This window comes from Amphibacillus sp. MSJ-3 (assembly GCF_018919165.1).
Classification (GTDB): domain Bacteria; phylum Bacillota; class Bacilli; order Bacillales; family Amphibacillaceae; genus Amphibacillus.
Genome location: NZ_JAHLQM010000001.1, coordinates 1 through 25,815, shown reverse-complemented (window position 1 = coordinate 25,815; position 25,815 = coordinate 1). Strand labels below are relative to the sequence as shown.

Here is a 25,815-nt window from a genome sequence, read left to right as displayed (position 1 = left end):
TTTTTTTGAAAACAGATATAAAATTTGCCGACGTCGGTGATAACATAAGTTTTAGTAATGGGCCAATAAGGCTGTGAGTTTTTACAAGACAGGAATAAGCATTTTTGTCTTTGATTAACTAACTATTAGCTCTTTACTAAGCGAGGAATCACTTTATTATTCTAAATCTTGTCTTGTCATGCGTAAGGATGATTGGACAGCTGGGTTGGGAGAAAGTTAAAGGAGCTATTGTATGCGAGCGATTATTCAAAGAGTCAGTAAAGCAAGTGTGAGTGTTTCAAATCAAACAATTGGTCAAATCAACCAAGGTTTAGTAGTTTTACTAGGTGTTACTCATAACGATTCTGAAGAGGATGCAGACTATTTAGCTAAAAAAATTTGTCAGTTAAGAATTTTTGAAGATGATAAGGGGAAGATGAATTTATCTTTATTGGATATAGGCGGGGCAATTCTATCTATTTCCCAATTCACTTTATATAGTGACACACGAAAGGGACGGCGACCAAACTTTATGAATGCAGCTAAGCCGGATCAAGCAAATGAACTTTATCAATATTTTAATACCCAATTACACTCATTTGACGTAAAGGTTGAAACAGGCGAATTTGGAGCTTTGATGGATGTTTCCTTAGTGAATAATGGGCCTGTAACGATTATTCTAGATAGTGATCAAAGAAAATAATGAATATTAGTTCAGTTAAGATAGATACTTTTAATAGTATCTATTTTTTTATTGAAAAATTAACATACAGTTTACAAATGCTTAACGTTAGCTTCAAATTCATTCGTTATGATGAACTTAAAGAGATAAAGGCAATTAGTATTTTATAACAACTCAGGGGTTGAAGTTATTGAAACGAAGAATGATGGGATTTTTAATGTTCTTTTTACTTTTAATATTCATAGTTGCATGTAGCGGGAGGAATGATGATCCGAATGCTTTATCTGGTCGAGTTGCCATTGATGGATCAGGAACTGTTTATCCACTGATGGCGAGGGTTGCTGAAGAATATATGTCCGTTGCGCAACAAGGTGTATCAGTTGAGGTCTCTCGATCAGGAACGAGTGCTGGTTTTCAAAAATTTATTGTTCCAAATGGGACGGATTTTAACAATGCTTCCCGGGAGATTAATAAAGATGAACTTAGAACAGCTTTTGAATCAGAAGTTGATATTAAGGAATTAAAAGTTGCACTTGATGGATTGACCTTTGTTATCCATCCTGATAATGATTGGGCGACAGAATTAACCAATCAGGAAGTTGCAAATATATTTAGGGCTGATAGTGAGATTAATTACTGGTCAGACATCAATTCAGACTGGCCAAAAGAAAGAATTAATACGTATGGACCTAATGAGAACCATGGGACTTATGAATTTTTTTATGAAAGTATATTAGAAGAAGCGGATTTAAAAGAAGACGTTAATTTACAGCAAGATTATTCAACCTTGCTTACGCTTATAAGTGAAGATAAAAATGCAATTGGTTTTTTTGGTTTTGGCTACTATATAAATAATCAAGAGAAAATTACAGCTATTCATATTGATTTTGGTGATGGTCCTATAGAACCAAGCTTTGAGACGATTTCTGAAGACGGTGATTATGCCGAATTCACTAGACCTGTCTTCACATATCTTAATTTAGATTCGGCAAGAACTAAACCGGAAGTGCTCGATTTTTCAATTTTTTTAATGGAACACGTCAATACTTTTGCTGGTGCTAGAGGATTTGCTCCCTTACCTGATGAAGAAATTGAAGCAGAAGTTGAGTTCTTAAAGGGTTTATAATTGTGTTCAAGATGAGAGGGGCTCAAAGCTCTTTTCTTTATAGGAAAAGGTGGGTAATTCATGAGGTCATATAATATAAATAAAGAGAAGGAAATCGTGCAAACAAGAAATTTAATAAGTGCAAATATGAATTCAAATCGTTTAATGATCTATATTGAAAAAGCAATGCCTAAGATTCTATTTGTAATTGCACTCTTATCAATCCTAACGACAATTGGAATAGTATTTGTTTTAATCACTGAAACCGTAGATTTTTTTCAACGCATTTCAGTAGTTCAATTTTTTACTGGGAAAACATTAAAACCACTAAGTCAAAATCCTGAGTTCGGTGTATTACCGTTAATCAATGGAACGATTATTTCATCAGTAATTGCAATGCTTGTTGCTGGGCCGATCGGAATGATGACGGCTATATTTTTGAGTGAATATGCTAGTGATCAAGTCCGACGAGTGATGAAGCCAATCTTAGAATTGCTTGCAGGCATTCCAACAATTGTTTATGGTTTTTTTGCCTTCACTTTTGTTACACCATTATTAAGAGAATTTATTCCAGAGCTAGGAGCAACCAATATATTAAGCCCTGGTTTAGTTATGGGTGTGATGATTATTCCGATGATTGCATCGCTCTCTGAGGACGCAATGAGCTCCGTGCCTAATGCGATACGTGAAGGGGCATTAGGCTTGGGGGCAACAAAGCTTGAAGTGACATTTAAAGTTGTTATCCCAGCTGCTTTTTCTGGGATTGTTGCCTCATTTGTATTAGGTATTTCACGTGCTGTAGGAGAAACGATGATAGTCGCTATTGCGAGTGGAAGTTCAAAGAATTTCACATTTGATTTAACTCAATCTATGCAGACAATGACTGCATATGTTGTTGAGGTGGCTAGTGGTGATGCTCCGGCTGGATCAACACTATACTATAGTCTATACGCTGTGGCGATGACCTTATTTATTTTCACTTTATGTATGAATATTTTAGCACGTTACGTTTCTCGTCGGTTTAGGGAGGAATACTAATTGAAGTATATTGAACATGAATTAGTTTATAAAAGAATGAAAAAAAGAATATTATTAAATTACTTATTAAAAATACTGTTCTTTATTGCAACACTATTTGGTGTATTCGTCTTAGCTGTTTTAATATACCGTGTATTAGCTGACGGAATAGGTTATTTAAATGTTGATTTTCTAACTAATCGATTATCGACAGAGCCAGATCGTGCTGGAATTATGGGAGCAATACTTGGCACACTGTGGTTAATGGCCGTTGTTATTCCAATTACAATGGTTTTAGGGGTAGGTACTGCGATTTATAATGAACTTTACGCTAAAAAAGGAAAACTACAATCAATTATTGAAACAAATATTTCAAATCTATCTGGGGTTCCATCTATTGTTTATGGTATTTTAGGTATGACTATATTTGTAAAGACCCTTAGCTTTGGTAATGTTGTCTTAGCAGGTGGATTAACGATGTCTTTGTTGGTTCTTCCAATTGTGATTGTTTCGAGTCAAGAAGCTATTCGTGCTGTTCCAAATGATTTAAGTGAAGGTTCTTACGGACTTGGTTCAACAAAATGGCAGACGGTAAAAAATATTATCTTACCAGCGGCGATTCCAGGAATTTTGACTGGGTCAATCCTTGCTTTATCCCGTGCAATCGGTGAAACGGCTCCACTCGTTGTACTTGGGATTCCTGCATTATTAATTCCATTTCCAAGCAGCTTATTTGATCGATTTACTGTTTTGCCTATGCAAATATATTATTGGACATTAGATTCATCCTTAGTGAGTGAGTATGCGAATCTTGCTGCTGCAACAATTATTGTGCTTCTTGTCATGTTATTTGCGTTAAACTCTGTTGCCATCGTAATCAGAAATAAATTCCAACGAAGATATTAATTAAGGGAGAGTAAAATATGGATTTTAAAATACTTACAGGTTTAGATAAAGAAAAAGAGGCTATAGATAGACAACTGGTTTTTACAACACAGGATTTAAATTTATGGTATGGTGAAACCCATGCTTTAAAAAACATTAATCTACCAATTTATGAACGAGAGGTTACAGCGATTATTGGACCTTCAGGTTGTGGTAAATCAACTTTTTTGAAAACATTAAATCGAATGGTAGAGCTTGTTCAAGGTGTTCATACATCAGGAAGGATTGAATATCGTAATCGAAATATCTTTGATAAAAACTTTCGAGTAGAGGAACTAAGAACAAAAGTTGGAATGGTTTTTCAGAAACCAAATCCATTCCCTAAATCTATTTACGATAATATTGCCTATGGACCACGTATTCATGGAATAAAAAACAAAGAAATTCTTGATCAGATTGTTGAAAAGAGTTTACGGGGAGCGGCAATATGGGATGAGGTTAAAGATCGTTTGAAAGAGAGTGCTTATGGTCTCTCAGGTGGGCAACAACAACGTTTGTGTATTGCGAGAGCTTTAGCGATTGAGCCAGATGTTATTTTAATGGATGAACCCACGTCAGCACTGGATCCGAAATCAACATTAAAAGTCGAGCAATTAATTCAGGAATTAAAAGCAGACTACTCAATTGTCATTGTCACACATAATATGCAACAAGCCGCTCGAATTTCTGACCGCACAGCATTTATGTTGAATGGAGAATTAATTGAATATAGTGATACAGATAGCTTATTTTCTACACCAGCAGATCAACGCACAGAAGATTACATTACCGGCCGATTTGGCTAAAGAGGGGAGAATTTTTAGATGTCAATACGTAAACAGTTTGATCTTGAACTTCAGGCTTTAAAAAATGAATTGGTAAAAATGGCTGAGTCCTCACGCTCACAGCTTGAGCACGCTGTTAAATCCCTTTATGAGAGGGATGTTGAATTGGCAGAGCAAGTGATGAAGGAAGATGAGAAAATTGATGAACTTGATTTAGCAATCAATGAAGCTGCTATCCTACTGATTGCTAAACAACAGCCTGTCGCAACTGATTTAAGAAAGTTAATCGTAGCTATTAGAATTTCAACGGATATTGAAAGAATGGCGGATAATGCAAAGAATATTGCACGTTCAACCATTCACCTGGGTGAAGACCATCAATTAGAAATTGATTCTTCTTTAAAGGATATGTGTGATGTTGCTTATGAAATGGTTGATTTAGCTATTAAGAGTTATCGTGATGAGGATTATAAATTAGCGAAGAAATTATCGGAACTTGATGATTCGATTGATCGCATTTTTGGTCAAGTCCTTGCACGTCAACTTACTATGTCAGCGACGAATCCTCAAAAGATTCAACTCATTATGCAAGTGGCTTATGTTGCTCGATATATTGAACGCTTTGGAGACCATTTGACAAATATTGCAGAGAGCATACTGTATTTAGTAAAAGGGGAAAACCGTGATTTAAATGAATAGTGAAATAGGCAATCTAATTTTATAGCGGAAATTGTAAGAATAGATGTTGATCAATCACAGCCTTCAACATCTATTTTTTTACCACAAAGGTATGACCAAAAGGCCCTTGAACCAATCGGGCCCATACTTTCAGTTGATCTTCCGCTTACAATTCTTAGATTCCTTTGAATGCTTGAAGTGGGAGTCTTACTGATAGTTGCACTGCGACAAAGCTTAATAAAGTGAACTTTTACTAAGTGGGTGTTTTCCCCATCCCTCAATGAATGTATGATAAATGATTCGGGCTATTATTTGACTGTGATCCCAACTTATCATCCGATGCTTTATCTTGTATGCTTAAAGGAGGGTCAACTAGTCAGTTAAACTTGTGATAAAAAAAGAATGGCATTACATAAAGGTCGATAATGCTCCGTTATTTAAAAAGTTAGTGATTAGAAAAGTAATTTTCTAATCCTTCAACAATTCCTTCACTAATTTTAAGTTGATAATCAGGTGATTGAATTTCTTTTTCCTCATGATCATTTGATAAAAAGCCTAGTTCTAATAATAAACCCGGGCGTTTTGAAAGGCGTAAAACAAGATAGTCTCCTGTCGCTATACCGCGGTCATTTGCCCCTGTGTTATCAATTAATCCTTGATGAACATAGCTAGCTAAGTCTTGATCCGCATCTTTTAAATGGTAAGTGTTTATTCCGCTAGCAGATGGATGTTGTGGTTCACTATTATAATGTATACTTAAAAAGACATCAGCAGCTAAATAATTGGCTAACAGTGGTCTGGGAGTCAGTGCATAATAAAAGTCATCTTCTCTAGTAAAATAGACCTTTGCGCCAAGAAGTTCTAATTGATTCTTTAATATTTGTGAAGTGTACAGTGTATATTTCTTTTCATAATTATCTGTAATACTAATGGTACCGACATCATCTCCACCATGTCCAGGGTCAATGACGATTACTTTATCCTTTAGCGATGAATTTAATTTGTTCACTTTATTAGACTTATAATCGATAAGCCAGGATGGAATAAAGCCACTTTTATCCTGCCAATTCACTTTAATCCAATCATCATTTGTCTTTTCGACAATTGTCACCTTTTGGCCTTGGCTTAAGACAGCTAGAATCTCGGACTGAGTAGTGGCTTCTGAACGTAGGTGTACCCGGTCAACAGGAAGCTTAAAAGTATCTATATTTGAGAGGTCTCCAGTTGATGTATCAATAGAGCTACTTTCATTATCTAATAGATTTTTGTTAGTTACCGTTTCTTGATCAATAATCGATACATATTGTCTACTGACCCAACCTGTTTGTCCATCGTAATCAATGGCGATCCAATCATCAGTTTCATCGAGCAGTGGATAACTTTCATCTTGGTTAACATGACCAATCGGCTCATATGTCGTAGCTGGGCCTTTTCGTACTAAAAGGTCATCGGCTTCAATAGTGACTGTCTGCGCAAATACATTATGATGCATAAATCCAAAAAAGAGGATAACAGCAAGTGAGAATAATATAAATTGTTGGTTTATTTTCATAACTTTGTAAAGGTCGCAGTTGATTATCTAAATAATAATAGAAGCGACCTAATCTCCTTTCAAGATCTCATAATATAAACTACTTGTATCATAAGCAATTTGCCTAGGAAAAGTCAAAAAATAATTTTTTTAAATATCTTTTGAACATGTACTTTAAAACAGCTTGACATTGGGAAAGGTAAACAGTAATATTATAAACAATTCAAACAATTTAACTAAATTAAAATTTGAGAAGGAAAAAGTAGTTAAATAAGGCGGATAAAAGAGAAGGGATCTATTAGCTGAGAAGATTCCAATCAAGCCCTTTAATGAAAGACGATCTGGAGATGCTTTGTTGAACAATAGTAAGCAAAGCCGTGTACAAGCGTTAATTGTTCAAGTGGGATTAAATATTGTTTAATTCAACTAGGGTGGCAACACGGGTATACGCTCGTCCCTTATTCTGGGAAGCGTATTTTTTGTTGTCAATTTTTTTATAAAATGAACCTTTACTTAGTGAGGTTTTTAAGGTCAGCTAATCCGCATTAAATAAATACTAAATTGGTGATAATGGAGGAAATTGTGATGATTAATTTACCGAGAGGAACACAGGATATTTTACCTGGCGAGTCAGAAAAATGGCAGTATCTTGAACGAAGATTTATTGAACTTTGCACCCGTTATAATTACAAGGAGATTCGAACACCGATTTTCGAGCATACTGAGGTTTTTCAACGTGGAGTCGGTGATACGACGGATATTGTTCAAAAGGAAATGTATACCTTTACTGATCGTGGAAATCGTCAATTAACGTTACGGCCTGAGGGCACAGCATCTGTTGCGAGAGCTTATGTTCAACATAAATTATATGGCCAAGTTAAGCAACCACAAAAGTTATTTTACTATGGACCTATGTTTCGTTATGAACGCCCGCAAGCAGGAAGAATGCGTCAGTTTATACAGTTTGGGATTGAGGCATTAGGCAGTGCTGACCCAGCTATTGATGCTGAAGTGATTGACTTGGCGATGACATTTTATCAAAGCTTGGGTTTGAAATCCTTGCGTCTTGTTTTGAATACCTTAGGTGATCAAGAAAGTCGTATGGCTCACCGTAATGCGTTAATTAATCATTTTACTCCAATCAAAGATGAACTATGTTCAGATTGCCAAGTTCGTCTTGAGAAAAATCCGTTACGTGTGCTTGATTGTAAAAAGGATTGTGATCATGAAGCGATGGCATCAGCACCAAAAATTCTTGATTACTTAACGGAAGATTCACGTCACTATTTCGAACAAGTAAAAAAATATTTAGATGAGCTTGGAATTGAATATGTTATTGATCCAACCCTTGTTCGTGGTTTAGATTATTACAACCACACTGCATTTGAAATTATGAGCGAAGCAGAGGGCTTTGGTGCAATTACGACACTATCTGGCGGAGGACGTTATAATGGTTTAGTCGAAGATTTAGATGGACCTAACACACCTGGAATTGGTTTTGCCTTAAGTGTTGAACGGTTGTTGTTAGCCTTAGATGCTGAAAGGATTGTTTTACCTGTCGAACAAGCGTTAGATTGTTACCTTATTGCACTTGGTGAAGAAGCTGAATTGAAAGCAAGTGGATTAATGAAGACTTTGCGTCTAGCGGGCTTGCAAGTCGATAAAGATTTTTTAGCTAAAAAAATGAAAGCACAGCTTAAAACAGCTGATCGGGAGAAGGCAAAATTTGTTCTCATTATGGGTGATCAAGAGTTGGAAGAAGAAGCTGTTCTTGTCAAAGATATGGCAAATGGGACACAGGAAACCGTATCATTTGATTCAATAGTAAATTATCTGAAAGAACGTCTATAGGAGGGATAATCATGATTGAAACACGTCATTTAGCAGGTGAATTAACAAAGACAAATGTTGGCCAACGGGTCACTTTAAAAGGTTGGGTTCAGAAACGTCGAGATTTAGGCGGGTTGATTTTTATTGATTTGAGGGATCGAACAGGGATTGTTCAGGTTGTCTTTAATCCAACGCTGTCTGAAGAAGCACTCGCAATTGCTGAGACTGTCCGAAATGAATATGTTTTGCATATTGAAGGAACCGTCGTTGAGCGTGATCCTAGTACGGTCAATAATAAAATGAAAACTGGCGAAATAGAAGTGACAGCAAATAGAATTTCAATTTTGAACGAAGCAAAAACACCACCAATTAATGTCTTTGAAGATAAAGAAATTGCAGAAGATACGAGACTAAAGTATCGTTATATTGATTTACGTCGTGAATCTATGCAAAATACAATTAAGCTTCGTCATCAGACGGCCCAAGTGATTCGTCAGTTTTTAAATGATGAGAGTTATATAGAGATGGAGACACCTATGTTAACTAAAAGCACACCGGAAGGGGCACGGGATTATTTAGTACCAAGCCGTGTGCATCAAGGTCACTTTTACGCTTTACCACAATCACCACAGCTATTTAAACAATTAATTATGGTTGCGGGTTTTGAGCGTTATTATCAATTTGCTCGATGTTTTCGAGATGAAGACTTACGAGCTGATCGGCAACCAGAATTTACCCAAATTGATATAGAGACTTCATTTATGACAAGTGATCAAATTATGGCGTTGACTGAAAGAATGATGCAAACTGTTATGAAAGAAATAAAAGGGCTTGAATTGACTTTACCCCTTCAAAGAATAACTTATGATGAAGCCATGGCACGTTATGGATCTGATAAACCAGATACCCGTTTTGGTTTGGAATTGGTTGATCTATCGGATCAGGTGAAGGATTCTAATTTTAAAGTCTTTGCAAGTACAGTGAGTAACGAAGGTAAAGTATGTGCAATAAACGTTGAAGGACAAGCTAAGGCATTTTCTAGGAAAGAGCTAGATAAACTAACTGATTTCGTTAAAGTTTATGGCGCTAAAGGATTAGCGTGGATTAAGATTGAAGATAATCATTTTAAAGGGCCGATTGCTAAGTTCTTTAGTGAAGATGAACAAACGCATTTGATGGAAAGAATGAATGTAAGTGATGGGGATCTCCTATTGTTTGTTGCTGATCAAAAGCAGGTTGTTTACGATAGTCTTGGAGCGTTACGACAAAAGTTAGCGCGTGATCTTGATCTAATCGATGAACAACAATTTAATTTCCTTTGGGTGACAGATTGGCCATTATTAGAATATGATAATGATGCAGAACGCTATGTAGCCGCACATCATCCTTTTACCCTACCAGTGGATACTGATATAGATAAGCTAGAGGTTAAACCTGAAGAGGTGAAAGCTTCAGCATATGATCTCGTATTAAATGGTTTTGAATTAGGTGGTGGGTCATTACGTATTTATCAAAAAGAGCTTCAAGAAAAAATGTTTTCTGTTTTAGGATTTTCTAAAGAAGAGGCAAATCAGCAATTCGGCTTTTTATTGCAAGCTCTTGAATATGGAACACCGCCACATGGGGGAATTGCTTTAGGCTTCGATCGATTAGTGATGCTACTAGCAGGGAAGAAAAATTTACGAGATACAATTTTATTCCCTAAAACCGCTTCTGCTTCTGATCCTTTAACACAAGCACCTAGTGAAGTCAGTCAGGTACAATTAGATGACTTACACTTAATGTTAAAAGAGACAAAAAATAAAGACTCATAATTGAGCAAACCAATGATCAAAAGCTTGATTATTAAAAAAACATATGCTAGTATAAGTTCATAAGTTAATCATGAATTTATCAATCGATCCTGATGTGTCCGTTGAATTTATTATGTTTTGACCGAACATTTTAAATTTGGGAGTCTGCCGTTTTCTTATGGATTACATGCCTAATTTTATAGGAAGTAAAAAGTAAGGAATAAGACACCCACCTGCTAAGAGCGGGTTCAAAACTTTTTCTGGAGACGGCACGATCGGGATTGATATATATTTATCAAAATAAAAAACTCATTCCAATTGTGAAATGAGTTTTTTAGTCTGTTAAGTTCCTAATTAAAATTCTGAATACTTTGCCAAGATTAATAATATATTAACTTTTAATCCTGGCTTAACCACCTTTGAGCTCTACTATACTCCAAGTTCAAATCACAAGCACAGTCAGCTGGGTTAGAATCTTAATGATGTGAATTTCACTTTATCGAGCGACTTGCTCAAGGTTACCGTTTTTATCCATCACAAAGGTCGGTAGCTTTTTTTCATCTTCATCTTCAAAAACAACCATCTTCCTAGCCCGTTCCATAATTTGCAGGAAAGCTTGGTAATCTTCTTGAATGACTTCTACTTGTTTTTCCAGTGATTTGATTTGTTTATTTAATCGGGCATTTTCTTTTAATAGTTGTTGGTTCTCGCTATCTAGCTTGTTATAATTAGCAATCTGTTGATTTGATTGATCATTTTGATGTTTTAATCCTATTAAAAAGTGAATAACCTGATCTAAATCTATTGATTGTTGGTCATACTGATTTGTTATTTGAGTATTTTCTGGTTTTTGTTGAATTGATTCTTGTGCTTGATATCGTTTAGATATTGTATCCTTTTGCTGTTGCTTTAATTGCTCCCGTTTATTCTGCTTACGCTGGCGTTTAGCAATTGTCACAGCTTGTTCATAACTTTGGCGAACTTCTGCATTCCATCTAAATCCACAAGCTGCAGAGGTACGATTAAGTTTATCACCAACCTCTTCGAATGCATTTAATTGTGTACTCCCTTGTCGAATATGTCTTAGAACTGTTTCTGCCAGTAATAAATCATCCTCTTGTGACCAAGCATCTTGTCTAATTTTTGCCATACTTTATCACTCCTTATCTCAATAGTCTTGTTTTATTATTTATTAGATCGATAGCTTATCTATAAGGAAAGTATGGTCAAAAACGACTTTATTTATTCATAATTATTAATTTGGTCATACATTTGTTTTAATGCACGTTCAAATTTGCCAGTTTCCAACGGCTGATAGTATTTTTTATTTTTTAACGGATCGGGTAAATAATCTTGTTTTACCCATCCTCCCGGATAGTCATGTGGATATTTATAATCTATCCCATGCCCTAATTGGCTAGCTCCACTATAGTGACTATCTTTTAAATGTTTCGGTACTTCACCAATATCTTGATGTTTTACATCATAAAGTGCTTGGTCAAGTGCTTTATAGGCGGAATTTGATTTAGGTGAAAGACACAATTCAATTAAGGCAACAGATAATGGGATTCGAGCCTCTGGGAATCCAATTCGTTCTGCAGCTTCAATTGCCGCAAGTGTTCTGGGACCTGCTTGGGGATTTGCAAGACCAATGTCCTCATAAGCAATAACAGTCATTCGACGTGCAATACTTTCCAAGTCTCCTGCTTCAATTAGACGTGCAAGATAGTGGAGGGCGGCATTGACGTCGCTTCCTCTAATAGATTTTTGGAAAGCTGATAAGACGTCATAATGGGCGTCGCCTCCTTTGTCGTGTGAGAAGCTCTTTTTCTGCATACAAGCTTCAGCGACGGTTAGGTCAATCTGGATAGTTTGATCTTTCCCTTGTTTTGTTGAAAAGGCAGCAAGCTCCAAACCATTTAGTGCTGCACGTAAGTCACCGCCAGAAGCATTGGCGAAATGCTCTAGTGCTTCTTTTGTTATATCAATAGCAAGGTTCCCCAAGCCTTCATCCTTGTCATTGAGTGCTCTTAGTAAAGCTTCTTCAACCTCACTTGCTGTTAATCGATAAAGTTCAAATAGATGAACCCGACTTCGAATGGCGGGATTAATGGAATGATAAGGATTACTTGTTGTGCAACCAATTAGAGTAATCAAATTACTTTCAATATGTGGTAACAAAAAGTCTTGCTTAGCTTTATCAAGACGGTGGACTTCATCTAAAATAATAACTAATGTTCCTGACATCTTTGCTTCTTCAACTGCAATTTCCAGATCTTTTTTCTTATCTATCACAGCATTTAATAATTTGTAACGTAAACCAATTGACTTGGCTAAGGCAATTGCAAGTGATGTTTTACCTGTTCCAGGTGGGCCGAATAATATCATTGAAGCTAAACGTTCAGCACTTACCATTCGTTCAAGCATTTTTCCATCACCAACAAGGTGTTTTTGTCCTATTATTTGATCGATATGTTGTGGACGTAGACGAAAAGCAAGTGGTTGTTTTGACATAAAAAAACTCCTTTATCTGTTTTAATGAAGTGGTCTTACTTGACTTTAATAGATTATATCATTTAAAATATTATACATTTGCAAAAGATAAAGTGAAACTTCAATCAGCGGGGGGACCTACAGAAGCTAGGTCATGCAGACCTTACTACAGGATGTGGTGGGTTTAGTCTGAGTCTTCCTATCCCCACTGATTGGTACTGGGACTGGGACTGCGTTTACTCGTCCCATCGAAGGGATTTGCGTTTACTCGTCCCATCGAAAAAAATTGCGGTTGCTTGTCCGTCGAAAACATATGTTAGCACCACAAAGGGTATGACCTAAAGGCCCTTGAGCCAATCGGGACGTTATTGTCAGTTACACGGCGACAAATTTACTTAACTAATTGTTATCATCGTACGAATTTTAAAGATGAAAAGCAAGTAATAATAGTGATTAATGCTATAATTAATGAAACAACCGTGATATTCGTGGTAAGATTATGATAGAGAAGGGAAGCGAATAAATAGTGAAAATTTCAACTAAAGGTCGTTATGGTTTAACGATTATGATTGCCTTAGCTAAATGTAAAGATCAAAAACCTCTTTCGTTAAAAAGTATTGCTCAAAGTCATGACTTATCAGAGCATTATTTAGAACAGCTTGTACCTGCATTAAGAAATGCTGGTTTAGTAAGAAGTGTTCGGGGGGCATACGGTGGTTATAAATTAGCTAAACCAGCAGATCAAATAACCGCTGGTGATATTATTCGAACATTAGAAGGTCCAATTACACCGGTTGAAGGGATTGAAGATGAGGAACCAGCCCAACAATCATTATGGATTAGAATTCGTGATGCAGTAAAAGATGTGCTTGATACAACTACTTTGGAAGAATTATCAAATTATGATGAAGATCAAGAAAATGAACCATATATGTTCTATATTTAAGCTAGAATAGAAGGAAGGGACAAGTTGTGGAACCAATATATCTAGATCATGCTGCTACAACCCCAATGCACCCTAATGTCATTAAAAAAATGAACGATACGATGAGAGATGTATTTGGTAATCCCTCTAGTATTCATCATTTTGGTCGTAGTGCACGAGCAATTCTTGATGACAATAGACGCTATTTAGCCCAGACTATCGGGGCTGATGAAAAGGAGCTTTATTTCACAAGTGGGGGAACAGAGGCGGATAACTTAGCCTTGATTGGTGTTGCTTTAGCGAATCAGAATAAGGGTAAACATATTATTACAACAGAAATTGAACATCACGCAAATCTTCACGCGGCCGAATACCTAGAATCTATCGGATTTAATGTAACGTATTTGCCTGTTGATGAAGCGGGCTATGTCAATCCGTCTGATCTACTTAATTATTTATGTGATGATACGATCCTAGTATCAATTATGTTGATCAATAATGAAGTTGGAGCCATTCAACCAATTAAAGATATCGCTAAGTTGCTCAATGGTCATCAAGCCTATCTTCATACGGATGCCGTCCAAGCATACGGTTTATTAAATATTGATGTGAATGAACTAGGTGTTGATTTATTATCAGTCTCTGCTCATAAATTAAATGGTCCCAAAGGAATCGGCTTTTTGTATGCGCAAAAGGATGTTAAGTTTAATGCTTTACAATATGGGGGACATCAAGAGCGCCTAAAACGTCCAGGAACAGAAAGTCTCCCTAGTATTGTTGGCTTACGGACAGCTATTCAGCAAATTGAAGATAATAAATATAGTAATTTCAAGTTATATAGTCGCTATCGTGATTTATTTTATCAACGGCTTAAGGAGTCGGAAATTGAATTTATGGTTAATGGAAATATCGATCAACTAGCTCCAACAATTTTAAACCTAAGCTTTGCCAATACAAAGGTTGAATCACTACTCATGAGCTTAGACTTAGAAGGGATCGCCGCATCAAGCGGAAGTGCTTGTACAGCCGGATCAATTGAACCCTCACATGTCTTAACAGCGATGTATGGTGCTGATCATCCAAATACTAAAAATTCAATTCGTTTTAGTTTTGGGTTAGCAAATAATGAAGACCAAATGATTGAAGCAGCTGAACGTGTGATTAAAGTTGTTAAACGGTTGACTGGAAACTGAAGGGAGTGAACAGGAATGAATGAAAATAAAAACATCCGTGTTGTTGTTGGAATGAGTGGTGGTGTAGACTCATCTGTGACTGCCTTATTATTAAAACAACAAGGCTATGAAGTCATCGGGATTTTTATGAAGAACTGGGATGATACAGATGATGATGGGTTTTGTACAGCGACAGAGGATTATGATGACGTTATCCGGGTTGCTAATCAACTTGATATTCCTTATTTTGCAGTAAATTTTGAAAAGCAATATTGGGATAAAGTTTTCACCTATTTTCTTGAGGAATATAAAGCTGGTCGAACACCTAACCCTGATGTGATGTGTAATAAGGAAATTAAATTCAAAGCTTTTTTAGATCATGCTATGTCATTAGGTGCAGATTATGTGGCGACAGGTCATTACGCACAAACGCGTGTTAACGGAGATAAAGTAGAACTCTTACGCGGATTTGATCAAAATAAAGATCAAACCTATTTTTTAAATCAACTATCAAGTGATGTATTGAAAAAAGTGATGTTTCCACTCGGTCATTTAGACAAAAGTGATGTGCGGAGAATTGCCCGAGAACACGGTTTAGTGACAGCTAATAAAAAAGATAGTACAGGTATTTGTTTTATAGGTGAACGTGATTTTAAATCATTTCTAAGTGAATACTTACCTGCTCAACCTGGACGAATGGAAACAATGAGTGGTGAAGATAAAGGGTCACATGATGGCTTAATGTATTATACAATTGGCCAACGCCAGGGCCTAGGTATTGGTGGTTCAGGTGGACCATGGTTTGTAGTTGGGAAAGATTTAGATCGTAATGTACTATTAGTTGAATCAGGGGATGACAATATTTATTTAAAATCTGATCAACTTATTGCGGAAGATGTTAACTGGATCAATGAACCGGAAAGTGAGACTTTTGACTGTACAGCGAAGTTTAGATACCGTCAAAAGGATAGTCATGTCAAAGTAACAATACTTTCAGATCGAAGAGTCCGCGTTGATTTCAAAGAAAAGGAATCAGCGATTACACCAGGTCAGTCAGTAGTCTTCTATTCAGGTGATGTTTGTTTAGGTGGCGGAACAATTAATGAAATATATCGTGATCAAAAACAATTAGATTATGTAGGATAAGGAGTGCTGATTAGGCTATCAGCTACTTATCCTTTTTTATAACCATTAAGAAACGGAAATAAATCATCTATTAAGTGCTAGGTGGATGATCACTAACGCTTTAATTTGTAATTATACACGGACGGGGAATCGGTTTGAAATCCAAGAGAACATTATCGAATATAAGTGGGGATCAATAGTCAGTAAAGGACAGTTTCGTTTATTTAACGCTCAGTGAGGTTGAAAGGAACCCCCACTGAGTGAAGGTTCTTTACTTTTTATTTAGTTCAACTGTTTCGTTAATATCTATTGACTTGGAACTTTGTCCAGTCATTCGCTTATATAGAAAAGCAATATTTTTAGTAATACTTCCTGTTTCCCAATATTCAGCTGCTTCAGCTATAATCTTTATTAATACAAGGTCCGGATCATCATAGGTTGTTTGCATGATTTTCTCATGAGCTTTGCTCCAATATTCCTTTTTCTTAGCTAAATCTTCAACGATTTCAGTTTTTCCACGAACGGAAACGTAAGATTTGCCAACATAGGCGACATTAACATCTGAATCATGTGAAATTTCCTCATATTTACTTGTCTGTTTTTTAGTGAAAAACCATAAGTCGCCATCAAATTCGACTTCTTGAGTTTTCATCGGACGTGATACAAGCCCTTCCTCACTTTTTGTTGTAAGCATAGCTATGTCAATATTTTTGATCAACTCTCTTAACGTTTCTATTTCTTCTTGTTTCAGTTTGTTAGACATCCTAATCACCTTTATCTTTAGTTATAAAAATATATTCTCCTGAGACTAACTTTTTATTCAGTTCCAGAGTCAGTTTGGGTAAATCTCAAAGTTAATAGCGATAGGTGTTCTATTTTTAAAATTGTATGGTAAAATTAAAATTTAACAAAGCTTATTCAGAAGGATATAAGGAGGTTAGACTGGTGGATCATTTAAGTAAAGGGATCAATCAGATGAAAAATCAAGACTATCAAGGTGCTGCAATTAGCTTTCAGCAAGCAATTGAAGAAAATCCCAACGATCCAGTTGGTTATATAAATTTTGGGAATTTGCTACTATATATGAATGATTTCAATAGAGCCGAGCAATTTTTTAATCGTGCAATTGAATTAGATGATCGAGCTGCGACAGCCTATTATGGTTTGGGACATTTGTATTTTGAGCAGGAAGATTATCAAGAAGCAGCGAAGTATTATCTCCAGTCGATTGGTTTAGGTTTAGATGAAGCGGATGCTTTTTTTATGCTCGGTTTATCATGGCAAAATCAGAACAATTCCAAACGCGCTTTACCTTATCTTCAACGTGCCTATGAATTGAATCCAGAAGATATTGAAGTGATGTTTCAGTATGGCCTAGCACTGGCTGCGACAGATCAGATTGCTCAAGCTCAAATCATCTTTGAAGAAGTTTTAGTAAAAGATCCTACTCATGCAGATGCCCGCTATAATCTGGCTGTAGCACTTCTATTTGAAGAAGAAACTAAAAAGGCAATTGGTCATTTAGAAAAGCTTCGGAAAAATAATCCTGATTATTATATGGCGGATCAGTTATTGGCCCAGATTGAGGGCATAAATGCGCAAGAAGAATCGGATTGATAAAGGAGTTATTTGTGTTGGAAGAGCAGATGGTTAATCACTCAGATAAATACATAAAGGGAGAACTAATATATACGATATATTCAAATCCGACGGAGCACTTTTCCATTGCCAAAATAAAAGTGCTAGAAACTGATGAAGCATATGAAGAGCCGGATATCGTTGTCAAAGGTTATTTTAGCGAATTGTTGCCAGGAGAAGTCTATCTATTTAATGGTGATTTAGTTGAGCATAAACGATTTGGCTTACAGTATGATGTTAAAAGATACAAACGATATTTACCAGATACGAAGGAAGGTTTAGTTGCTTACTTATCTAGTGATCTTTTTTATGGAATTGGTGAGAAAACAGCACTTAAAATAGTTGATCAATTAGGAGAAACAGCGATTACAAAGGTGATGAATGATCCAAGTGAACTGGATCAGATAGCTGGCTTAACCAAAGAAAGGAAAGAAAAGCTAGTTGAACAATTGAGAGAGCATCAAGGTTTTGATTATGTCGTTGTCCATTTATCCAAATATGGAATTGGCTTGAAAATGGCACAAAAAATCTATGAAGCTTATCGAGATCAAGCGATCGATATTTTATTATCCAATCCATATCAATATGTCTTCGATATCCATGGTTTTGGTTTTCACCGTGCGGATTTAATCGCTGTACAAAATGAGTTAGCGTTAAATCATCCGTCCCGGATTCGCGCAGGCTGTTTGTATGTATTGAATGAATCAATGGCAGATGGTCATGTGTTTCTAACTATAGACGAACTCCTTCCGCTAGTTGAACAATTATTAGAAGCTCATCTCCATCAAATAACCGAAGAAGAAATTAAGCAACAAGTGCTTGAGTTATCAGAAGAGGAGTTACTTGTACTTGATGATGATAAGGTTTATCTTCCTTTTTTGTATTATGCAGAAGCTGGCTTTGCCACCCATCTAAAGCGAGTTTTGCACCAAGATGAGGTTGATCAAATTCCAGAGGCAGAATTATTAAAGCTGGTCGGTAAGATCGAAGAGGAAGAAACTTTGAGTTACGGTAAAGAACAATATGATGCAATTAAACGGGCATTACAAGAAAAAGTCATGATTTTGACAGGTGGTCCAGGTACAGGAAAGACAACAGTTATCAAGGGGATTTTACGTGCTTTTAGCTCATTCCATGACCTATCTTTAAATCTTGCAGATTATAGTCAACGATCTGAATTTCCATTTGTATTAACAGCCCCAACTGGTCGAGCAGCAAAGCGATTATCGGAATCAACAGGTATTCAAGCTGTTACGATCCATCGCTTATTAGGTTGGGATGGACAAGCTGGCTTTGAAAAGAATGAAGAAAATCAATTGGGTGGACGTCTTCTTGTAGTTGATGAATTCTCTATGGTTGATATTTTCCTTGCTAATCAGTTATTCAAAGCGATTCCCACTGATATGCATGTTTTGTTAGTAGGGGATGAGGATCAACTTCCTTCTGTTGGTCCAGGCCACGTATTGGCAGATTTATTAGCATCGAAACAAATAGAATCTGTTAAACTAGAAGAGGTTTATCGGCAACAGGAAGGTTCTAAGATCATTGAGCTTGCTCACCAGATCAAACATAATCAAGTTGAACAAGGGTCGTTAGTAAAAGCAAGTGATTTTAACTTTATTAAATGTCAAACTTGGGAAATTATCGATGCACTAAAACAGATTGTTCAGAAAGCGATCGATAAAAATTTTGATATAAAACAAATGCAAATATTAGCCCCGATGTACAAAACTGAAATTGGTATTCATCGAATTAATCAAGAAATACAACAAATCGTTAATCCGAAACGTAAAGGTGTTCGTGAGTTAAAAACCAAGGATGCTATTTTTCGAACGGGGGACAAGGTTATTCAACTTATAAATCAACCTGAGGATGGGGTCTTTAATGGAGATATTGGCCAAATAACAGCCATTTTCAAAGCAAATGAAAATGTAGAAAAAGAAGATCAGGTTGTTGTCACCTATGATGATATTGATGTGGTCTATAATCGTAAAGATTTATTAAATATCATGCATGCTTACTGTATATCAATTCATAAGTCACAAGGTAGCGAGTTCCCAATTATCATTTTGCCAATTGATCAAAGTTTTCGTCGTATGCTTCGGAAAAATCTTTTGTATACAGCAATAACTCGTGCAAAGCAATCGCTGATTATTTGTGGTAATGAGCAATCTTTTTTAGCTGGAATTAAAGAAGAAGATACAAATAAACGGAATACGACATTACAAGAAAAATTGACTAGAGTATTAAATGATGACGAATATGCTAGACAGTTGGCAGAAGAATCAGAGGAAGAAAGAAATTTATCACCATTCGACTTTTTAACTTAAATATTTTTACAAATCATGTTTAAAATTCACTTTTCCATACCATAATATGAGTAACAATTGTATGGAAGGGTGTTTTTATTGCAATGCATTAATTGTCAGTCAAAGAATCTCGGTAAAATAGCCCCGGATCACTATTATTGCTGGAACTGCTATATTGAACTACGAAAAAAGCAAGATATCTTTCATGTCCATGAAGTAGATTTAGACGGAAGTTTATTATCTTTAGATGATTTGTTTACTGAAGCTGAGCGCCGTGTCCAGTGAAGTTAATAGTGAAAATAGGTCCTTAATATTCAACAAGCTAGTACGCTTTGGTGTCCTAGCTATTCTCTTTTTAATTATTCTATTTCTAATTGTAAGGATATTTCCAAATTATCATCTCTTTCTAAATAGTCTCTATAAGATTGTGTTTCCATTTGTACTAGCTATTTTGCTCACATATCTCCTAAACCCGATTGTGGGGAAATTAACTAGACGCTTTATCCCAAGATGGCTTGCGATTTTAATTATTTATTTTACTTTTGTGACTGGGTTAGCACTATTGATTTATTTTACTTACCCCATTTTTATGGAACAACTTAAAAAGTTTATTGATCAGCTACCACTATTGTTGGAGAATTATCGAAATTGGATTAATCAACTCGATCAAATGATTCATGTCTTACCTGAACCTATTCATGGTGAACTTGATGAATTGATTAATAAAGTATCAAGATTTAGCGCAACATGGTTGGAAAATAAAATAATGAGCTTGAGTGTACTTAGTGAATTTTTTGTAAGTTTAGTTGTTGTTCCTGTATTACTTTATTACTTTTTACTTGATCGAAGTATAATGAAGAGTCAACTGATGAACATAATTCCCAAGCGGTATCAGAAACAATCTAAACAGTTTATTTTTCATCTGAATCAGGACTTGGCCGACTATATAAGGGCACAACTTATAATTAGTCTTTTTGTTGGGGGAACAACCTATATTGTTTATTTGATTTTAAAAATTGAATTTTCTTTATTGCTAGCAATCTTCATGGCTGTAATGAATATCATACCTTATTTTGGTCCTATTCTCGGGGCTATACCAGCTGTTCTCATTGCTCTAACAACATCAACAAGTTCCACAATTTATTTGATTATCGGTATTTTTCTTGTTCAAATCATTGAAAGTAATATCCTTTCACCCTTTATATTTAGCTATAGTCTCCGTACGCATCCGGTGTTAGTTATTTTAGCCCTATTAATTGGTAGCGAGCTAGCAGGGATTGTCGGAATGATTATTGCTATCCCTGCGTTAGTTGTCATTCGCAGCGTGATTACCTATTATCCTTTCCAGAAATAATTGACAGATGTCACGATATTCATTATAATGTCAGCAGAAGATATATGTGAAAACAATGATCAACACTAGTATGTAACAGTCCATTTTAAGAGAGGTTTATTCAAGGCTGAGAGATAGACTAAATGAAGGGTTACAGAAGCTCGTTAGAAGTGCAAGCTAATCACTTGTCGGTTCACACCGTTATTTGTGAATGAAGATGGTAGCTATTCTTAGCTATAATCAGGGTGGTACCGCGAAGCTAGCTCTCGCCCCTGCAAAACTGCAGGAGCGAGAGCTTTTTAATATGGAAAATAAATAGGAGGAATGCAAGGTGAAACAGTTAACATCATCAGAAATAAGACAGCTTTTTTTAACCTTTTTCAAAACGAAAGGGCATGAAATAGAAGCAAGTGCATCACTGATACCGGTTGATGACCCGACATTATTATGGATCAATAGTGGGGTAGCTACATTGAAAAAATATTTTGATGGCCGAATTGTTCCGGATAACCCAAGACTAGCTAATGTACAGAAGTCTATTCGAACAAATGATATTGAAAATGTTGGCTACACACCACGTCACCACACTTTCTTTGAAATGCTTGGTAATTTTTCAATAGGGGATTATTTTAAAAAGGAAGCAATTGAATGGGCTTGGGAGTTTCTAACCGACGATCAGTGGTTAGGGCTTGATCAAGAAAAATTATCCGTTACCGTTCATCCTGAAGATGATGAAGCATTTCAGATATGGAAGAACGATATTCGACTACCTGAAGAAAGAATTATTCGTTTAGAGGAAAACTTTTGGGATATTGGTGAGGGACCAAGTGGACCCAATACAGAAATTTTTTATGATCGAGGTGAGGCCTATGGAAATAATCCAGCCGATCCTGAATTATACCCAGGTGGAGAAAACGATCGCTATTTAGAAATTTGGAATTTAGTCTTTTCACAATTTAACCATAATCCAGATGGAAGTTATTCACCCTTACCTAAACGAAATATTGATACCGGTATGGGCCTAGAACGTGTTGTCTCAGTATTGCAAGAAACTGAAACAAACTTTGAAACGGATTTATTTTTGCCAATCATTAAACAAATTGAAAAGATGACGATATTTAATTATGGGGAAACACCAGAGGTAGATACTGCATTTAAAGTTATTGCTGATCATATTCGTACGGTTTCCTTCGCTGTTTCAGATGGGGCATTACCTTCAAATGAAGGGCGAGGTTATGTTCTACGTCGTTTAATCCGACGCGCTGTTCGCTTTGCTAAACAGTTAGACATTGAAAAACCATTTATGTATCAATTGGTTGATGTTGTTGCTCAAATTATGGAATCATATTATCCAGAGATAAAAGAGAAACAAGATTTTATCGTTAATGTGGTGCGAACAGAAGAAGAACGTTTTCATGAAACATTACATGATGGTCTATTAATTCTTGAAACAATTATTAAACAGGAACAAGCAAATCAGTCGAATGTTTTTCCAGGTAAAGAGGTCTTCCGTCTTTATGATACTTATGGTTTTCCTAAAGAATTAACAGAAGAGTATGTAGCCGAAGCTGGCTTTACGATTGATGAAGAGGGCTTTGAAGAAGAAATGAAGCTTCAAAGAGATCGAGCAAGAAAGGCTAGACAAAAAGTAGATTCAATGCAAGTACAAGATGATGTTTATCGTGAGCTTTCGGTTACAAGTGAGTTTATCGGTTATGAAACTAGCCAAATATCAACAACGATTGAGGCTATCATTGAAGACAAGAAATCTGTCCAAGAAGCATCAGAAGGAAAAGAAGTTTACCTTATATTTGCTAAGACCCCATTCTATGCAGAAAGCGGTGGGCAAATTGCAGACCAAGGTACAATAAGTAATAAACAAGCTGAAGCTAATGTAATAGATGTTCAAAAAGCACCACAAGGTCAACATTTACATCGTGTTAAGATTATTAAAGGACAACTAAAAGTCGGTGATTTGATCAATGCTGAAATTGATCAACAAAGACGTCAACTCATTGAAAAGAATCATACAGCAACACATCTATTGCATCAGGCCTTAAAAGATGTCCTAGGAGATCATGTTAATCAAGCAGGATCATTGGTGACACAGGACCGACTACGCTTTGATTTCTCTCATTTTAATGCTGTTGATGAGGAAAAGTTAAACCAAATTGAGCAAATCATCAATGATAAAATTTGGTGTGCAATCCCTGTTAAAACAGGCAATTATCCAATCGAAGAAGCAAAACAAATGGGAGCGACAGCCCTATTTGGTGAGAAATATGGTGATCTTGTTCGCGTTGTTCAAATCGATGACTATAGTCTTGAATTTTGTGGTGGTTGTCACGTCAATAACACAGCTGAGATTGGTTTATTCAAGCTAGTCAGTGAATCCGGTATTGGTGCAGGTATTCGGAGGATTGAGGCAGTAACTGGAAAAGGTGCGTATTTATATACAAATGAGCAAGAGAAAGTCCTACAATCAACGGCAAAATTGTTAAAGGCCAATCCTGATCAGCTTATAGAAAAGGTTGAGGGCTTATTTCTAGACATGAGACAATTAAAGCGGGAAAATGAGTCTTTATTAAAGAAATTATCAAATAACGAGGCTGTAACCATTCTAGAAAAAGTTGAGCAGATTAATGGAATTTCAGTTTTAATTGAAAAAGTAAATGTAACGGACATGAATCAATTGCGGACAATGGTAGACGATCTCAAACAAAAGCTTGAATCAGGTATAATTTTGTTAGCAGCTGTTAATGATGGGAAAGTACAATTAGCAGCAGGTATATCAGCTGATTTAGTCAAACAAGGTTACCATGCAGGAAAGCTAATTAAAGAAGCTGCTACTGTTTGTGGTGGTGGTGGCGGTGGACGCCCAGATATGGCACAAGCCGGTGGCAAGCAACCAGAAAAAGTTATGGAAGCACTTAGCCAGGCCAAAAAGTTTATTTATACAATAAACTAACTTGTTATTTGAAATAAAATAAAGGTATAATAGACATAGGTAGCGAATTATTATTAAGAAGAGATTAAATTTAATCATAAGATGGGGTGTTATGCATGGATTCAATGGATAAAACCATGAAATTTGACTTTTCAGAAGAACCTATTGAAGAAAATGTTAAAGATGTGTTATTAACGGTTAATAAATCGTTACAGGAAAAAGGTTATCATCCAATAAATCAAATTGTCGGTTATTTGTTATCAGGTGATCCAGCCTACATTCCACGATATAAAGATGCAAGAAATAAGATTCGTCGCCTTGACCGGGATGAATTAATAGAGGAACTTGTTCATTTTTATATTGAGCATAACAAAGAGGATTAGTATGAAGAAAATGGGGTTAGATGTCGGATCGAAGACAATTGGTGTCGCAATAAGTGATGCATTCGGTTGGACTGCACAAGGCCTAACAACGCTTAAATGGACTGATAAACAGTTTTCTAGTGCTGATCAAGATATAGAGTCGATCATTAAAGAACATGATATTACAGAAATTGTTATTGGACTCCCAAAGCATATGAATGGTTCTATTGGTGAACGCGGAGAAATTTCTCAAGCCTATGCAGATTACTTAGCTGATAAATTTAAAGTTAAAACAACGCTGTGGGATGAGCGATTGTCTACTATGGCAGCTGAACGAGTATTGCTAGAGGCAGATGTCAGTAGAAATAAGCGAAAGAAAGTTATAGATAAAATGGCTGCAGTTATGATACTACAAGGGTACTTAGATGCCCAATAAGAATGGAGGTATTTATTATGTCACTATCTGAGGAAGAACGAATTATTATTCCTGATGAGAATGGTGAAGAACATTTATTTGAGGTCTTGTTTACATTTGATGTTGAGGAAAACAACCAATCCTATATTGCTGTTGTTGCAGTAGAAGATTCAGAAGAAGAAGAGCAAGAAGTTTTTGCTTTTCGATATGAAGAAAGAGATAATGAAGATGATTTAGCCTTATTCGCTATTGAGACAGATGAAGAATGGGACTTAGTTGAAGAAATGTTAAATACATTGATTGATGAGAACTTTTAACTGGTAAAAAATGAACGAATAGATAAGTTTAATAAAAGAGGCTGGGGCAAAACTCAGCTAAAAATGAAAAAGGAATTCAGTTGATACTGGATTCCTTTTTCTTAGTGTGCCTGGCATGGATGTAATCTCTAGGGTGAGAGTCCCGAGCCATGAAGGCAGAAGTAGTGGTTAGCCTAACGCAAGGGTGTCCGTGGTGACGCGGAATCTGAAGGAAGCGAGCGGCAAACTTCCGGTTCGAGGAACACGAACTTCATATAAGGCTAGGTATCATTGGATGAGTTTGCTAAACAAAACAAAATCCTTTCTGCCAAAGATGATACAGAGTAAATGAAGCGGATAGATGGAAGGAAAGATTACATTCTTACCCAGGGAGGCCTGGTGGATACGTGAAATACCCTTCATAACCTACTTAGCGATAAGTAACTGAACCACCAGGAGTCAGCAGAAGTCATAGT

The 25,815-nt window shown here is 36.1% G+C and carries 22 protein-coding genes, 1 other RNA gene and 2 other annotated features; of the genes, 19 read left to right on the top strand and 4 right to left on the bottom strand.

Annotation, left to right across the window (positions count from 1 at the left end):
* Positions 1-232: 232 nt before the first annotated feature.
* The 6 genes from dtd (at position 233) to phoU (ending at position 5,191) form a co-directional block, all read left to right on the top strand.
* A complete protein-coding gene (gene dtd, locus KQI76_RS00115; protein WP_216398270.1) occupies positions 233-682 on the top strand; it encodes a D-aminoacyl-tRNA deacylase in 450 nt (149 codons plus the stop codon).
* A 181-nt stretch (positions 683-863) separates the two neighbouring features.
* Positions 864-1,787 carry a PstS family phosphate ABC transporter substrate-binding protein gene (locus tag KQI76_RS00110; RefSeq protein ID WP_371817628.1) on the top strand — a complete coding sequence of 308 codons (924 nt, stop codon included), beginning with the start codon at positions 864-866 and terminating at the stop codon, positions 1,785-1,787.
* A gap of 126 nt (positions 1,788-1,913) precedes the next feature.
* Positions 1,914-2,804: a phosphate ABC transporter permease subunit PstC gene (pstC, locus tag KQI76_RS00105; protein ID WP_253288738.1), complete on the top strand. Its 891-nt coding sequence runs from the start codon at positions 1,914-1,916 to the stop codon at positions 2,802-2,804.
* Between the two features lie 36 nt (positions 2,805-2,840).
* Positions 2,841-3,689: a phosphate ABC transporter permease PstA gene (gene pstA / locus KQI76_RS00100; RefSeq protein WP_371817627.1), complete on the top strand. Its 849-nt coding sequence runs from the start codon at positions 2,841-2,843 to the stop codon at positions 3,687-3,689.
* Positions 3,690-3,706: 17 nt separating this feature from the next.
* Positions 3,707-4,513, top strand: coding sequence for a phosphate ABC transporter ATP-binding protein PstB (gene pstB, locus KQI76_RS00095; RefSeq protein WP_216398267.1), 807 nt, complete (start codon positions 3,707-3,709; stop codon positions 4,511-4,513).
* A gap of 18 nt (positions 4,514-4,531) precedes the next feature.
* Complete coding sequence (gene phoU, locus KQI76_RS00090) at positions 4,532-5,191, top strand: phosphate signaling complex protein PhoU (RefSeq protein WP_216398266.1); 660 nt, start codon at positions 4,532-4,534, stop codon at positions 5,189-5,191.
* Positions 5,192-5,615: 424 nt separating this feature from the next.
* Here phoU and KQI76_RS00085 read toward each other — a convergent pair whose 3' ends face one another.
* Positions 5,616-6,722 carry an N-acetylmuramoyl-L-alanine amidase family protein gene (locus KQI76_RS00085; protein WP_216398265.1) on the bottom strand — a complete coding sequence of 369 codons (1,107 nt, stop codon included), beginning with the start codon at positions 6,720-6,722 and terminating at the stop codon, positions 5,616-5,618.
* A gap of 220 nt (positions 6,723-6,942) precedes the next feature.
* Positions 6,943-7,163 (top strand) — a binding site (T-box leader).
* A gap of 120 nt (positions 7,164-7,283) precedes the next feature.
* On the opposite strand from KQI76_RS00085, the gene hisS reads away from it, so the two are divergent.
* From hisS to ssrS, 3 genes are all read left to right on the top strand, one after another.
* A complete protein-coding gene (hisS, locus tag KQI76_RS00080) occupies positions 7,284-8,552 on the top strand; it encodes a histidine--tRNA ligase (RefSeq protein ID WP_216398264.1) in 1,269 nt (422 codons plus the stop codon).
* Between the two features lie 11 nt (positions 8,553-8,563).
* Positions 8,564-10,345 (top strand): aspartate--tRNA ligase, encoded by a 1,782-nt coding sequence (gene aspS / locus KQI76_RS00075; RefSeq protein ID WP_216398263.1) that lies wholly within the window; start codon positions 8,564-8,566, stop codon positions 10,343-10,345.
* A gap of 83 nt (positions 10,346-10,428) precedes the next feature.
* Positions 10,429-10,610, top strand: a non-coding RNA gene (ssrS, locus tag KQI76_RS00070) — 6S RNA.
* A gap of 210 nt (positions 10,611-10,820) precedes the next feature.
* Here ssrS and KQI76_RS00065 read toward each other — a convergent pair.
* Complete coding sequence (locus KQI76_RS00065) at positions 10,821-11,474, bottom strand: RsfA family transcriptional regulator (protein ID WP_216398262.1); 654 nt, start codon at positions 11,472-11,474, stop codon at positions 10,821-10,823.
* A 92-nt stretch (positions 11,475-11,566) separates the two neighbouring features.
* Positions 11,567-12,838, bottom strand: a complete 1,272-nt coding sequence (locus KQI76_RS00060; protein WP_216398261.1) for a replication-associated recombination protein A — start codon at positions 12,836-12,838, stop codon at positions 11,567-11,569.
* A gap of 505 nt (positions 12,839-13,343) precedes the next feature.
* Here KQI76_RS00060 and cymR point away from each other — a divergent pair.
* Genes cymR through mnmA form a run of 3 tightly spaced genes read left to right on the top strand, consistent with a single transcriptional unit; the run spans position 13,344 to position 16,060 of the window.
* Positions 13,344-13,763 carry a cysteine metabolism transcriptional regulator CymR gene (gene cymR / locus KQI76_RS00055; protein WP_216398260.1) on the top strand — a complete coding sequence of 140 codons (420 nt, stop codon included), beginning with the start codon at positions 13,344-13,346 and terminating at the stop codon, positions 13,761-13,763.
* Between the two features lie 26 nt (positions 13,764-13,789).
* Entirely contained in the window at positions 13,790-14,935 is a 1,146-nt protein-coding gene (locus KQI76_RS00050; protein WP_216398259.1) for a cysteine desulfurase family protein, read from the top strand.
* Between the two features lie 15 nt (positions 14,936-14,950).
* Positions 14,951-16,060: a tRNA 2-thiouridine(34) synthase MnmA gene (mnmA, locus tag KQI76_RS00045; protein ID WP_216398258.1), complete on the top strand. Its 1,110-nt coding sequence runs from the start codon at positions 14,951-14,953 to the stop codon at positions 16,058-16,060.
* Between the two features lie 250 nt (positions 16,061-16,310).
* Here the strand turns inward: mnmA and KQI76_RS00040 are convergent, their stop codons facing one another.
* Positions 16,311-16,802: a pyridoxamine 5'-phosphate oxidase family protein gene (locus tag KQI76_RS00040; RefSeq protein WP_216398257.1), complete on the bottom strand. Its 492-nt coding sequence runs from the start codon at positions 16,800-16,802 to the stop codon at positions 16,311-16,313.
* 182 nt (positions 16,803-16,984) lie between these two features.
* Here KQI76_RS00040 and KQI76_RS00035 point away from each other — a divergent pair, with 182 nt between their 5' ends.
* From KQI76_RS00035 to KQI76_RS00005, 7 genes are all read left to right on the top strand, one after another.
* The gene (locus KQI76_RS00035; RefSeq protein WP_216398256.1) at positions 16,985-17,656 is read left to right on the top strand and encodes a tetratricopeptide repeat protein; all 672 of its coding nucleotides are present in this window, start codon (positions 16,985-16,987) and stop codon (positions 17,654-17,656) included.
* A 29-nt stretch (positions 17,657-17,685) separates the two neighbouring features.
* Entirely contained in the window at positions 17,686-20,007 is a 2,322-nt protein-coding gene (recD2, locus tag KQI76_RS00030; RefSeq protein WP_371817626.1) for an SF1B family DNA helicase RecD2, read from the top strand.
* Between the two features lie 253 nt (positions 20,008-20,260).
* A complete protein-coding gene (locus KQI76_RS00025) occupies positions 20,261-21,340 on the top strand; it encodes an AI-2E family transporter (RefSeq protein WP_371817625.1) in 1,080 nt (359 codons plus the stop codon).
* Between the two features lie 46 nt (positions 21,341-21,386).
* Positions 21,387-21,596, top strand: a binding site (T-box leader).
* A gap of 54 nt (positions 21,597-21,650) precedes the next feature.
* A complete protein-coding gene (gene alaS / locus KQI76_RS00020; RefSeq protein WP_216398253.1) occupies positions 21,651-24,287 on the top strand; it encodes an alanine--tRNA ligase in 2,637 nt (878 codons plus the stop codon).
* Between the two features lie 95 nt (positions 24,288-24,382).
* Entirely contained in the window at positions 24,383-24,649 is a 267-nt protein-coding gene (locus KQI76_RS00015; protein ID WP_216398252.1) for an IreB family regulatory phosphoprotein, read from the top strand.
* 1 nt (position 24,650) lies between these two features.
* Complete coding sequence (gene ruvX / locus KQI76_RS00010; RefSeq protein WP_216398251.1) at positions 24,651-25,064, top strand: Holliday junction resolvase RuvX; 414 nt, start codon at positions 24,651-24,653, stop codon at positions 25,062-25,064.
* Between the two features lie 17 nt (positions 25,065-25,081).
* Positions 25,082-25,360 carry a DUF1292 domain-containing protein gene (locus KQI76_RS00005; protein ID WP_216398250.1) on the top strand — a complete coding sequence of 93 codons (279 nt, stop codon included), beginning with the start codon at positions 25,082-25,084 and terminating at the stop codon, positions 25,358-25,360.
* Positions 25,361-25,815 lie beyond the last annotated feature (455 nt).